Raw genomic sequence first — 13,631 nt, forward strand, 5'->3', positions numbered from 1 at the left:
GCAATCACAAACGGTGGAGGATACCTTCTCACTGAAAGGCTCCACCAATGCCATCACGACGATGCTGAACGGATACGCCGGATAGCCATCAGGCATCGGAGAAGACGAAAAAACTCCCCGTCGGGATGGTCCCGCGGGGAGTTTTTTTATTGGCAAACCGGGATTACGGATTACGAGTTACGGATCACGGATTATGATACCTCAACGTCATTACGAATCCACCGTGGCGGATGACGAAGTAATCTCAGGGTAATGCGATAAGATTGTCGCGCCCGCCTTCGGCGTTCTCCAATGACATCAAGGTGGCAGTAGTGTGCCGATTTATCGGCGTTTTTAAAGAATTACGGATTACGGATTAATGTCCTTTGCCACTGTGTCGCTTTGTCGCTTTGCCCCTTTGTCGCTCTTTGAAATCCCCCTTGTCGCGTCCTGAAACCGGTGATATAGAGACACGACAAACCCCTGAAACGGGGTCATTGATGTATGAGGATCGAGAAAATTTCATGAAAAAAGCGTTCCTGATAGTCTGTATCGTTCTTTTCGCAGCGGGCGCGTATGCCGCCCTCGCGAGCGATTCGCCGGACGACCGATACGTGAACCGGGGAAAGATGAGCCGGGCGGACCGGGAGGTCATCGAGGGCATACTCAACGGAATAGACCCCTCACGGCGGTATCCTCCCATCGACATCACCAATCCCCTCGACGGGGCCCTCTTTCCGCGAGATATGGCTTCCCCCGACATTACCTGGCGGGACGAAAATCCCGGCTCGTTGCTCTGGCTGGTGAATGTTACCTTTGACAAATCGGAAGATACCATTACCTATGTTGCCGACAAACCTGTCTGGACGCCCGACCGGGAAGCCTGGGATACCATCAAGGAGCGCTCACGCAACGGCGGCGCACGCATTACCGTTTTCGGCCTCGATACCCGGGGGGAATACATTATCACCGGCAGAGGTTCCATTTTGATCGCCACATCGGAGGACCCCGCGGGTGCCCCGCTCATGTACCTTCAGATGCCTCTTCCATTCGCTTACGCCCAAGCACATCCGGAAGAATTCCGCTGGTGCCTGGCCGACCTTTCCTCGTACACAAAACCGCCCGTGGTCCTGGAAGGAATGCCCGTCTGCGGCAATTGCCATTCCTTTTCAAAAAACGGTACGGTCCTCGGCCTTGACGTGGATTACCGGGGCGACAAGGGGGGCTATTTCCTGGCGGACGTAGCGGAGAACATGGCAGTGACGCCCGGACGGGTCATCAGCTGGGGCACGGCGACGCAGGAGATCACCGGTTCCCCCACCTTCGGATTTTTCCCGAAGGTGTCGCCCGACGGAAGATATGTAGCTGCCACGGTCAGGGAAAAATCATTCTTCGTTCTGAGAAATGAAACGGCCTTTTCGCAGTTCTTCTTTCTTGCCGCCGGTTCCATCGCCTGGTATTCGCGGTCCGACGGGACCTTTCACCTGTTGCCCGGTGCCGCCGATCCGTCGTACGTCCAGACCTGTCCCGACTGGAGCCCGGACGGGCGGTATGTCGTGTATTGTCGCTCTCCCGTTGATACGGACCTGGTGGCGATCGTCGACAGCAAGGTCCTCAGGAACGTCGATCCCGAAATATCGCTCGCCGAGCTGAACGCGACCTACCGGATCACCTATGACCTCTACCGGATACCCTTCAACGACGGCAGGGGAGGGGACCCGGAACCCCTTGCCGGGGCGAGCGGCAACGGCATGAGCAATTACTTTCCCCGGCACTCCCCCGATGGGAAATGGATCGTCTTCTGCAAAGGTGCCAACGGACTGGCCCTTGCGCCGGACAGCCGGTTGTGGATCGTGCCCGCCGGCGGGGGAACAGCGAGGGAACTCGGGGCCAACCGGGGGACAATGAACTCCTGGCACAGCTGGTCGCCCAACGGCCGATGGCTCGTGTTTTCGTCGAAGGACCAGGGGCCCTTCACGGTATTCTACCTCTGCCACATCGACGACGAGGGGCGGGACAGCGTCCCTGTGCTCCTGAGCCGCCTGAACGGCAGAAACCTCACCAACCTGGTCCCCGAATTCGGCAACGTGGCACCGGACGCCATCAGGCATATCGGGTTTCGGGATTCGTGAATCGGGAAGTGACAAAGCGACAGAGCGACAAAGTGACAAAGGACAATAATCCGTAATCCTTTAAAAACGCCGATAAATCGGCAGACTACAGTTCACTTACGTTCGATGTATTTGACACTTTGTTGCTTTGCTCCTTTGTCGCTTCCTGAAAATCCCCCTCAATCCCCCTTTGCAAAGGGGGACTTACGTATTATCAGGCACCCAGGCACGTTCCGTTCAGAGACGCCATGAAATTCGGATCGTTTCAGGGCAGCGTGAACCGCCAGGCACAGAACCACTCATCGGGGTGTGGATCGGGCGGGCAGCCCAGGCATTCCGTTCGGATCCGGGGATCGATCGCCTCGGCGAAACAGGAATATTCCACCAGCCCGGCCGACTTGCAGGGGTAATCCTCGAGGCCGCGGCGTTTCCGCGCCGACTGGACCCGGCAGTCGTTCATCTGGAAAATGATGCTCTTCGGACCATCGTCAATGATGGACTGGACATTGATCCGCGCGTACATGCGGAACCGGAGCGCCTTCTTCAACCCTTCAAGACCGGCGGCGTCGGGAAGTCCGAGGAGTTCCCTGATGGACCATGCTTCAAAGGGAGAAAAACGGGTCCAGCAGGAATCGTTGCACCGCTTGGCATCGTTCATGCCGTGGGCCTTCTCGACGGCCTGGAACCAGACACCGTCATTGGCGATCCAGTTGATGCCGAGATTGTTCGTCAGGTCCAGAAGCTTCTCACGGGGCATATCAAGGAGCGCCTTCGGGACCCCGTCCACCATCTCGAAACCGAACACCTTCGCCAGGCGGTTCATCTGGACGCCATAGGACTGGTCGCGGGCCGTTTTCATGATCTCCAGGGCCTTCTTCATCCCCATCTGGTGCTCCACTTCCATGAACCAGAGCGTATAATGGACAATGGTCCGATGAAACATATCGAGAACGTACCGGGCCAGTTCCTCCCGGCCGAGATCTTCCGGCTGTTCGATATTCCCTGTCATGAGGTAACTCCTTTTCGTCGTGTTCGGAACATGCGCCACGGACTATATCACACATCGGTGCAGGAGGACAGTGCAAGTGCCTGTGTGCCTGATGAGTTCCTAAGTGCCTGAATGCGTAAAATCGGGATTCGGGAATCGGGAATTATTCGGCGGGTACGTTGTTTGGCCTATGTATGTAGTGTGCCGATTTATCGGCGTTTTTAAAAAAAGCACCCGATGAATCGGGCAACTACATTTCACTCATGTTCCATGTATTGAGCACTGTGTCGCTCTCTGAAAATCCCCCTCAATCCCCCTTTGCAAAGGGGGACTTCCGTATTACCAGGAACTCATGTACTCAGGCACTGTGCTTTTCATCGCAATTGTTGACTTATCCCGGTGCCTCATGTAACGTTTCTTCGAATTCATCCATAGGTATCATTGAGGAGGGATATGGAAACGAACGCCACGCTTGAGGTCTTTCTCAATCCAGCATCGGTAGCGGTTATCGGGGCCAGCGAGCGGCCCGGTTCATGGGGGTCCTTTATTACCGGCAGCCTGCTGAGCGGGCGTTATCCCGGCAAACTGTACCCCGTCAATCCGCAGGCGGAGCAGGTATTCGGCATTCCCGCGGTCGGCCGCATAGAGGACATTGAAGGGAACATCGATCTCGCCGTCTGTGCCGTTTCGGAGAGATCCATCGAGGAAATAATCACTTCCTGCGGGCGCAAGGGGGTCCGGGGCCTTTCCATTATCACCGCCGGGTTCGGCGAGGCCCTCGCGGGGGGGAGAGCGCGGGAAGAGAAGCTCGCGGAGCTTGCCGGCTCTTTCGGGATGCGGCTTCTGGGGCCCAATATCAGCGGCACCTTTAATCTTCACGAGCAGTTCATCGCCGCCGGGTCTCCCAGCGAGCACCTCTACCCGACGCCGCTGGCGGGGGTCTGCCAGGGGGGATATGCCTTTTATGACCTGATCGCCGCGGCGAGTTTCCGGCACATGGGGGTGGGAAGCTTTGTTCATACGGGCAATGAATGCGACCTGACGGTCACCGATTTTCTCGAGCACTTCGGCGGAAATGAGGCGGTGAAGGGCATTCTCATGTACCTGGAGACCATCCGTGACGGGAAACGGTTTTTCGAGGTGGCCCGGACCGTCACGAAGAAAAAACCCATCGTGGTATACAAGGCGGGCCGGACGCCGGCGAGTGCCCGGGCCGCCCGGAGCCATACGGGAGCACTGGCCGGAAAGGCGGAGATCTACGAAGGCTTTTTCCACCAGGCGGGCATCATTCTTTCGCCGGCGATGGAACTTCTGGTCCCGCTGGGGCACGCTCTCATTGAACGGCCGCCCATGAAAGGCAGACGGGTCGCGGTTGTTACCGTCGGGGGTTCCTGGGGTGTTGCCCTTTCCGATACCCTTGAGGAAACGGGACTCTTCGTACCCGAGCTGAGCGGTTCTTTACAGGACTTGTTGCGGTCACTCGGTATGCCGCCCAGGGCGTCGACGAAGAATCCCGTCGATATCGGCGCGGCGGGCTTCATATTCTCCGTTGAAAATCTGGTGGAGCTAGGCCGCGTGATCCTGAACTCCGGCGAAGTGGACGCCATGATCCTCCACGGTTTCGGGCGGCCCGGGATGGTGACGGAAGAAACACCGGAATCGATGAGAATGTACGCGGAAATTGAGAAATCGGTCATCCGGGGCTATGCGGCCCTTCAGGAGGAGACCGGCTTCCCCGTTCTCATCGGGAGCCATTACGCCCCCTGGGAGAGCCAGGTCATCCATGACCTGAACCATGAAGGCATCAGGATATTCAATCGCCTGGACGATACGGCGCGCCTTCTTCTGCTCATGCACCGGTGGTGGGAAGTGGGGTGCCGCCGGTAGGAGCGTTTATGGCTGAAGTCAATTACTCGGATCGCACCGTCTTCATAACGGGAGGATCGAGCGGTATCGGCCTCGCGGCGGCGAAGCTGCTCGCGTCGCGGGGAGCCCCCGTCGTGATCTTCGCCCGGGGCGAAGCGAGGCTCGAAACCGCGGCGGCGGCGATCCGGGAATGTTCCCCGTCACTGGCTCAAACCTGTGCCTGGCGGCAGCTTGACGTAACCCGGGATGATGATGTCCTCCGGACGATGATCCATGCCGTGGATGATTTCGGTGCCCCCCGGATACTGATAAACAGCGCCGGGTTCAGTTATCCCGATTATTTCGAGAACATAACGGCGGAAAAGTTCGACGAGACGATCCGAACCAATCTGCATGGGACCAGAAATACGATCCATGCCCTGCTTCCTGCCATGAAGGTTCGGGGCGGAAATATCGTCAACATATCGTCACTCGCGGGGCTGGTCGGCATTTTCGGCTATACGGCTTACTGTGCGGCGAAGTTCGCCGTTATCGGTTTTTCAGAGTCGCTGCGGAGCGAAGTGAAGCGCCATCACATCACCGTTTCCGTCCTCTGCCCTCCCGATACCGATACGCCCATGCTGGCAGAGGAAAACAGGACAAAACCGCCGGAAACACGTGCCATAGCGGGGAATGCCGGCGTTATGACGCCTGAAGAGGTAGCCCGTGTCATGATCAGGGGAATGGAGAAGGGGACATTCATCATAATACCGGGCCTCGAGGGGAAGCTGCTGTATTATGCCCGTCGTTTTTTCCCGGCGATCGTCGACTCCGTCATGGATCGCGCCGTCCGCTCGGTATCCCGCGACGAAGGCCGGAAAGACCGGTCAGGGACGCCATCTGAAAAATGACTTTGTCTTTTCCGGGAAAGCCTTTATAATACTTTCTCATATTGCGTGTCATGACAATCGGGGGATTGAGATGAAACTCTCATTGTCATGATATGTGCGATCTCCATGGAGATAAACGATCTCACATCCGTCAGTGTTCCGTACCCCCGGTGCTTGTTTCCCCTTTCACGCAGGACAGGAAGGACTGAAAAACACGGGAAAGGAATAGCATCATGAGACTGGCCGTACTGGAAACGGAAAAATGTATCGGCTGCCAGAACTGCATGTTTGCCTGCTCGCGGAGGCAGAACGAAGCGGGACTCGTCAAGTCCTGTATCGGTGTCCGTTCCATCGGCGGTATGGAGCGGGGATTTACCGTCATTGTCTGCCGGGCCTGCGAGGACCCTCCCTGCGCCAAGGTCTGCCCCACCGACGCCCTCACACCGAGAGAGGGCGGCGGCGTCAATATCGATATGGAAAAGTGTATCGGCTGCCGGCGCTGCCAGGATGCCTGTATCATCGGGGCCGTGTTCTGGAACGATGAGATAAACAAGCCGATGATCTGCATACACTGTGGTTTCTGCGTCAACTTCTGCCCCCACGGCGTACTGGGCCTGGAGAAGAAAAAGGAGATCGAGTATGCTCAAAAATGATCCCCTGGCCAACGTCCTTTATATCGATCTGACAAAAAGGACCTTTGAGAGGAAGCGAAGAAAGGGACTCTTCGAGCGACACCTGGGCGGGGCGGGCGTCGCGGCGCAGCTCCTTCATGAGGAGTGTCCCGAGGGGTGTGATCCCCTGTCCCCGGATAATCCTATCATCTTCGCCGTGGGTCCCCTGACGGCCCTCTTCCCCCTGGCGTCGAAGACGGTTGCCATGTTCAAATCACCTCACACGGGCAACCTGGGCGAAAGCCACTGCGGCGGCAGGAGTGCCGTGGCGATACGCATGGCGGGATACGGCGCCATCGTCATAAAGGGTGCCAGCGATATACCCATCTATCTCTCCATAGACGGAAACCAGGTCCGCTTCCGTGAGGCATCGACACTGTGGGGCATGGGATGCTTTTCCACGGGAAGGGTCATCAGGGAGAATGAAACCGGTGCGGGGCTCAGGACCATCATGCGTATCGGCAAGGCAGGAGAGAACCTGGTATCATATTCCTGTGTCACCACCGAAACGTACCGGCATTTTGGCAGGCTGGGCCTTGGCGCCGTTTTCGGCAGCAAGAAGCTGAAGGCCGTCGCCGTTTCCGGCAAATCGTCTCTGCCGCTCGCGGATGTCAAACTGTACCGGAAACTTTACAACAATGTGTATAAAACGGCCGTCAGTTCCGAAGTGATGAAAAAGTACCATGACCTGGGGACGGCGGAGAATATTATTCCCCTGAACAACTACGGCGGGCTCCCCACAAGAAATCTCAAGGAGGCCCGCTTCGAATCGTCGGAAAACATTTCCGGAGAGGCCCTGGCAAAGAAATACCTGGGAAGGCGCCTGGCGTGCAGTCACTGTCCCGTCGGCTGTATCCATATCGCCGCTCTCAGAGAGCCTTACGAAGACGAGGCCTTTTTCTACCGGACAACCATGATCTCCTATGATTATGAGCCCCTCTATTCGCTGGGCACCATGCTGGGCGTTTCGAACCCCGAGGATTACCTGAAGCTGATGGACCGCGTGGAGGCCTTGGGCATCGATGCCATGAGCGCCGGCGTCGTGCTGGCCTGGGCCACGGAGGCCAGGGAAAAGGGATTGATCTCCGATACGGAGCTTCTCGACGCGGCCCTCGAGTGGGGAAATGTCGGTGAGTACGCGAAGGCCGTCCGCTACATCATCGAACAGCCCAATGATTTCTATCGTGCCCTCGCGCGGGGGGTGGAACACGCGGCGACCATTTACGGGGGACTGGAGTTCGCCCTTTCCTTCGCGGGGAACGAGATGCCCGGCTATCACACGGGACCGGGCGCGCATGTGGGCACGCTGATCGGCGCGCGCCACAGCCATCTTGACAACGCCGGGTACAGCGCCGATCAGAAGACCCTCTCCAAAACGGAAACAAGCCCGGAGAAACTGGCGGAGATGCTGCTGGAAGAAGAATGGTGGCGCCAGATCCTTTCGAGCCTCGTGGTCTGCTTCTTCGCCCGGGGCATCTACACACCCGAGCTGACGGCCCAATTGCTGGCGGTGGCGGGGTTCCCCCTTGAAAAGGAAGACCTTGACCGCATCGGCCGGGAAATATTCGCCGCCAAATACCGGTTCAAGGTGCGGGAAGGCTTTTCACTGGACAACCTTCGCCTGCCGGGGCGGATCCTGGAAACGAAAACGCCCGTGCCGCAGATGAGCGAAGAATATATGAGGAAGGCCATCGCCCATGTGAAGGAGATCCTCACCGGCCAGGGGATCTTTGAGTCGGGGGCTTCATGAGAGTGCGCCGCGCCGCGATATTTATCCTGTGCGCGGTTATCATAATCGTGATAGTCCTCGACGTCGGGCCTGTGCGGGCCGTCGACGGTCTCCCCGAACTGCTCGCGGAACCCTGGCCCGAAGCGGAACAACTGTTCCGTCGTGACGGATTCTGGCTCGGCGGCGACGGTGCTTCCACGGTCGCTCTGGGAGCGGAACGGATACTCTGGCTTTTCGGTGACAGCTTCATAGATCCCGCCGGAACGGGTGACCGCCGTGCGGCTTCGATCATTCGGAACAGCATCGCCGTTCAGAAGGGGCGCGATCCCGCGGGGGCAACGGTATCCTTTTTCTGGCGGGACGATGACGGGTGCCCCCTGCCGTTTTTCCCGGGAAACGGCGACCGCTGGTACTGGCCCGGAGCGGGAGTGCGACTTGAGACAGGTCTCCTGATATTTCTCATGGAGATCGAAGAGGCACAGAACGAACTGGGATTCGACGCCGCGGGCTGGAAAGCCGTGACGGTGGATAACCCCGATGACGAACCGCCCTGCTGGCGGTTGGAGCGGATCAGTCAACTGCCCGGAAAGGATTTCGGGATCATCGTTGGTTCCGGGAGCGCCTTTGTTCGCGATGAGCATCTCTATGCCGTCGGCGCGGACCCTGAGCGAAGGAACATATATGTCCTTCGATGGTCTTTGAAGGACGCGGGACGGGCGGACCTGTCCCGGCCTTGCTGGTGGTCAGGTGAATCGGGGCGATGGGTGCCGGTGGACCGGCTTTCGGGAGTTCCGTCTCCCCTGTTTACCGAAGGCCAGATGGAATTCACCCTTCATTACAACGAGAGCCTCGGCAAGTACCTGCACATCCAGACCGGGACCTTCATCGATCCGGCCATCATGCTCCGTGGGGCTAGGAACATAACCGGTCCATGGTCCTCACCCGAAAGGGTCTATGAAGTCCCTGAGTCGCGGGAGAAGGGGCTGTTCGTTTACGCGGGCAAGGCCCACCCGTCGCTGGCCGGAGCTGATCTCGTCATCACGTACAACGTCAACACCATGGATCGGGAGCGGCTCCTGAGCGACAGGGGGATCTATTTCCCCCGTTTCGTGAAGGTGTTCCTCGCCCTCTGTTCCGGAACCAAGTGAGAAAGGGCGCAGTCGGCAGTGTCCAGAAGAGAGAACCGTGTAAAACCGGAGCGGATAGAGGTCATCGGGAAAAGACCTCCCGGGGAAGGCCCCGTCGTCTACTGGATGAGCAGGGACCAGCGGGTTGCGGACAACTGGGCCCTTATCCACGCCGGGGAGGAAGCCCTGAAGAGGGGACGGCCCCTGGCGGTCGTTTTCTGCCTGGTAACGGACTTTCTCGGCGCCGGTCCCCGGCATTATGATTTCATGCTCCGGGGGCTTCGCGAGGTCGCCGCCGACCTGGAGCGGAAGAATATCCCTTTTTTCATGCTGCAGGGGCCGCCGGAGAAGGAAGTTTCCACCTTCGTTAAGCGGGTCCGGGCGGGGCTCCTGGTCACCGATTTCGACCCACTCAAGATAAAGCGGCGCTGGAAGGCCGGTGTTTCCCGTGACATTGCCATTCCCTTTCACGAGGTCGATGCCCATAATATCGTGCCCTGCCGGGTGGCTTCGCAGAAGCAGGAATATGCCGCCCGGACCTTCAGGCCGCGGGTTCTGGGGAGGCTGGAGGAATTTCTCGAGGACTTCCCGGTGATCAAAAAGCATCCCCACCCATGGAAAGGGCCCGCGCCGCGCATTGACTGGGACCTGCTCGGCGCCCCGAGTGGAACTGTTCCCGACGTGGCTTCGGTCGAAGTACCCATACCCGGCGGTAAAGCGGCCCACCAGGCGCTCCGCCGGTTCATCGAACGGGGACTGTCAGGTTATGACACACTGCGGAACGACCCCACTCAACCGGGTCAGTCGGGACTGTCCCACTATTTTCATTTCGGCCACCTCTCGGCCCAGCGGGCGGTGATCGAGGTCAGGAACTCCCCAACCGGCGGTGAGGATGCAGCCGCCTTTCTCGAGGAATTGATCGTCCGCCGGGAACTGTCGGACAATTTCTGTTATTATTGCGGAGACTATGATTCCGTGAAGGGATTTCCCGCGTGGGCGCGAAAAACCCTGGACGAGCACGCCGCCGATGAGCGGGAGTACCTGTATTCTGCGGAAGAGTTCGAGAACGCCGCTACCCACGACAGGCTCTGGAACGCGGCGCAGATGGAAATGGTGAAAATGGGGAAGATGCACGGGTATCTGAGGATGTACTGGGCGAAAAAAATACTGGAGTGGACTCCTTCCGCCGGAGAAGCCCTCGATATCGCCCTGTCTCTGAATGACCGCTATGAAATCGACGGCCGGGACCCGAACGGGTACGCGGGTTGTGCCTGGGCGATCGGCGGCGTTCATGACCGGCCCTGGTCGCGACGCCCCGTTTTCGGCACGATCCGGTACATGAGTTACCGGGGCTGCAGATCGAAATTCAACGTCGATGCCTATATAGAGAAGGTAAACCGCTTGTAGGGGAGGTGTATCATGTCAAAGAAGGACAGAAAAATAATATTGATGGCCCAGTGCCTGGTAAATCCATACTGCCGGGTCCATATCCTGGGACAGAACTTCCCCCTGTCGCACGAGCTGATGGACTACCTGATGCGCAACCGGGTCGGGGTCATCCAGTATCCCTGTCCGGAAACGACCGCCATGGGGCTCATGAGGAACCCCCAGGGCCGGCAGCAGTATGACAATATTTTCTTTCGCAACCATTGCAAGGAACTGCTGCGAGTCCCCATGCTTATGGTGCGGGAGTTCATCAGGAACAAGTACCGTTTAACCTGTTTCGTCGGCTTGGAGAACAGCCCGACCTGCGGCATACACTGGGGAAAGCACAAGGTGAACCGCTACCAGACGGAATCACCCGTCCCCGCCGATAACCCCGACCCGGATGATCCCGTTCTCATGGGCATCATGGCCGAGATACTGTCGGAAGAGCTCGCGCAGGACAGTGTGATGGTTCCCTTTCTCGAGTTTCCCACCCTCGAACCCGTGGGCTCGCCGAAACGAAACCGGTTCTGGGAAGACCTGCAGCGGGCGGTGGAACCCCGCATGTTCATGGAGGAAGGCAGCGCGGATGTCCCCGTCATGGAGGACGATAAGAACGAGTAATGCCGCCTCATTGTGAAGACAGGGTCCTGAGCGAGAGCGAGAAGGATGCGTTCAGAAGGACCGTGCGCGGGTTTTTCCGCGACCGGGGAAGAAAACTGCCCTGGAGGGAGACCCGGGACCCTTACCGTATACTCGTTTCCGAGATCATGCTTCAACAGACGCAGGTCCCGCGGGTCCTGGAAAAATACGAAGCCTTTCTTGCCGAGTTTCCCGATATCCGGTCCCTTGCCGCGGCGCCGCTCCACGAGGTCTTGGCGGCCTGGCAGGGGCTCGGCTACAATCGCCGGGCAGCCTACCTGAAAAAAGCGGCCGAAATGATCCTGTCCGATTTCAACGGGACCGTCCCTTCATCGCCGGAGAAGCTGAAAAAACTCCCGGGTATCGGGGAGGCGACAGCGAGCGCCGTCTGCGCCTTTGCCTTTAATCAACCTGTCGTTTTCGTGGAGACCAACATTCGGGCCGTCTATATTCACCATTTCTTCGGAGATGAACATCCCGTCAGCGATGCACGGCTCCTGCCACTGGTCGCCAAGACGCTCGACCGGAGGGATCCCCGCGGATGGTACAACGCCCTCATGGATTACGGGGTCTACCTCAAGAAGGAATACGGCAATCCCGCCAGGCGAAGCGCCCATCACCACAGGCAGGCGCCCTTTGAGGGCTCCAACCGCCAGGTCAGAGGGGCCGTGCTCCGGGTATTGCTGGAGCATGGCGGGATAACGCAGGGATCGCTTATCCGGTTGCTGCCCTTTGATGCATCACGAGTTCTACAGTGTCTGGAGGAACTTGAACGGGAAGGCCTGATCCGCGGGAAGAAAGGGCATTTCGAGATAGCCTGAAAAAAAAAGAGGTTCTCGACCGGGGATACAACGAGGGGGGGGAGAGGAGGGTACGTGTGAGCGTACACTGTGGATCGCTGCACCAACCGGTCAAGAACCTGTCTGTCAATGCGACGGGCGGCCGGGGCCGTCCGGCATCGTTGTTTCTTACAATCCCAGGTACCGGGATATGATCAAGAGCATTATCTCCGATGTGCCCGCGTAAATGGTCTGAACCCGGGCGTCCCTGAAGAGGCGGGCGATGGGATATTCCTCCATGTACCCGTAGCCGCCGTGAAACTGCACGCACTTTCCTACCACTTCATTAAGCATTTCCGCAATCCAATATTTCGCCATGGAAGCCTTCTTGACCAGTTCCTTGCCCGCCATGTGGTCCAGAATGAGGCTTTCCATGAAGGTTCGACCCAGTTCCACGTCCGTGGCCATTTTGGCCAGTTCGAAGGAGATGTACTGGAACCGGCTGATGGGACGGCCGAAGGCCTCGCGGCTTTTCGTGTATTCAATGGTGAGGCGAAGCGCTTCCTCGGCGAAGACCTGGCTCATCATGGCCGAAACGATACGCTCCTGCTGGAGCTTTTCCATGAGATAGTAGAATCCCCGTCCCTCCTGTCCCAGCAGGTTCTCGGCGGGGACGACGCAATCAACGAAGGACATCTCGGCCGTATCCTGGGAATGGAGGCCGACCTTCTCGAGGTTCCTGCCCCGTTCGAATCCCGGCGTACCCCCCTCGACGACGATGAGCGACAATCCCGCATAGGGTGACTCGGGATTCGGATCCGTCTTTGCCGCCACGATGACGAGGTTGCTCAGGATGCCGTTCGATATGAACGTCTTCTGGCCGTTCAGGATATAGTTGTTCCCGTTCTTGACCGCCGTTGTCCGGATGGCCGCGAGGTCGGACCCGGTCCCCGGTTCGGTCATGGCGACGGCGGTGATGTATTCACCCGTCACGCAGCCGGGGAGCCAGCGATTCTTCTGTTCCTCATTTCCGTAAGCGGAAATATAGGGCACGATGATGTCCGAGTGCAGGGGAAAGACGAACCCCCCGCAGTGTGTGCTCGCGGCTTCCTCTACCGCGATGAGCGAATAGAGAAAATCGGCCCCGACACCACCGTATTCCTCGGGAAGCCAGGGACAGAGAAACCCCTGTGCGCCGAATTTCGTCCATAACTCGCGGGGAACGATGCCCGCCTTTTCCCATTCCTCAACGTAGGGGGTCACTTCCTTGTCGAAGAACCGTCGTATTGATTCCCTGAATATCGAGTGTTCCTGTGTGTAGCAGCTTTCCAGTAACGACATGAGATCCCTCCTTGAACAGATACCGGATGTACGAAAAACAGAATTTCAGAACCAAAAATCATATATCGGAGCTTTAAACGGTACCCTCTGATACGATAAAAGAC

General features: G+C 58.1%; 11 protein-coding genes. 9 read left to right on the top strand and 2 right to left on the bottom strand.

Features of this window, described 5'->3' with window-relative positions; genetic code table 11:
* Positions 1 to 503 precede the first annotated feature (503 nt).
* Positions 504 to 2,111 carry a PD40 domain-containing protein gene (locus JXO48_06425; GenBank protein ID MBN2283508.1) on the top strand — a complete coding sequence of 536 codons (1,608 nt, stop codon included), beginning with the start codon at positions 504 to 506 and terminating at the stop codon, positions 2,109 to 2,111.
* 244 nt (positions 2,112 to 2,355) lie between these two features.
* Here the strand turns inward: JXO48_06425 and JXO48_06430 are convergent, their stop codons facing one another.
* On the bottom strand, positions 2,356 to 3,099 hold the full coding sequence (locus tag JXO48_06430) for a cytosolic protein (GenBank protein MBN2283509.1): 744 nt from the start codon (positions 3,097 to 3,099) through the stop codon (positions 2,356 to 2,358).
* A gap of 432 nt (positions 3,100 to 3,531) precedes the next feature.
* Here JXO48_06430 and JXO48_06435 point away from each other — a divergent pair, with 432 nt between their 5' ends.
* The 8 genes from JXO48_06435 (at position 3,532) to JXO48_06470 (ending at position 12,228) form a co-directional block, all read left to right on the top strand.
* Positions 3,532 to 4,965, top strand: coding sequence for a CoA-binding protein (locus JXO48_06435; protein MBN2283510.1), 1,434 nt, complete (start codon positions 3,532 to 3,534; stop codon positions 4,963 to 4,965).
* An 8-nt stretch (positions 4,966 to 4,973) separates the two neighbouring features.
* Positions 4,974 to 5,834, top strand: a complete 861-nt coding sequence (locus JXO48_06440) for an SDR family oxidoreductase (GenBank protein ID MBN2283511.1) — start codon at positions 4,974 to 4,976, stop codon at positions 5,832 to 5,834.
* A gap of 212 nt (positions 5,835 to 6,046) precedes the next feature.
* A complete protein-coding gene (locus tag JXO48_06445) occupies positions 6,047 to 6,466 on the top strand; it encodes a 4Fe-4S binding protein (GenBank protein MBN2283512.1) in 420 nt (139 codons plus the stop codon).
* Positions 6,453 to 8,234, top strand: coding sequence for an aldehyde ferredoxin oxidoreductase family protein (locus JXO48_06450; GenBank protein MBN2283513.1), 1,782 nt, complete (start codon positions 6,453 to 6,455; stop codon positions 8,232 to 8,234). Before JXO48_06445 ends, JXO48_06450 begins: the two co-directional genes overlap by 14 nt.
* Entirely contained in the window at positions 8,231 to 9,361 is a 1,131-nt protein-coding gene (locus JXO48_06455; GenBank protein MBN2283514.1) for a DUF4185 domain-containing protein, read from the top strand. The genes JXO48_06450 and JXO48_06455 overlap by 4 nt, the downstream gene beginning before the upstream one ends.
* Before the next feature lie 54 nt (positions 9,362 to 9,415).
* The gene (locus JXO48_06460) at positions 9,416 to 10,747 is read left to right on the top strand and encodes a deoxyribodipyrimidine photo-lyase (GenBank protein MBN2283515.1); all 1,332 of its coding nucleotides are present in this window, start codon (positions 9,416 to 9,418) and stop codon (positions 10,745 to 10,747) included.
* 12 nt (positions 10,748 to 10,759) lie between these two features.
* Positions 10,760 to 11,389, top strand: coding sequence for a hypothetical protein (locus JXO48_06465; GenBank protein ID MBN2283516.1), 630 nt, complete (start codon positions 10,760 to 10,762; stop codon positions 11,387 to 11,389).
* Positions 11,389 to 12,228 carry a winged helix-turn-helix transcriptional regulator gene (locus JXO48_06470; GenBank protein MBN2283517.1) on the top strand — a complete coding sequence of 280 codons (840 nt, stop codon included), beginning with the start codon at positions 11,389 to 11,391 and terminating at the stop codon, positions 12,226 to 12,228. The genes JXO48_06465 and JXO48_06470 overlap by 1 nt, the downstream gene beginning before the upstream one ends.
* Positions 12,229 to 12,375: 147 nt before the next feature.
* Here JXO48_06470 and JXO48_06475 read toward each other — a convergent pair whose 3' ends face one another.
* Positions 12,376 to 13,527, bottom strand: coding sequence for an acyl-CoA dehydrogenase family protein (locus JXO48_06475; protein MBN2283518.1), 1,152 nt, complete (start codon positions 13,525 to 13,527; stop codon positions 12,376 to 12,378).
* Positions 13,528 to 13,631: the final 104 nt, after the last annotated feature.

It is taken from the genome of Deltaproteobacteria bacterium (assembly GCA_016933965.1).
Classification (GTDB): domain Bacteria; phylum Desulfobacterota; class Syntrophia; order Syntrophales; family UBA2210; genus JAFGTS01.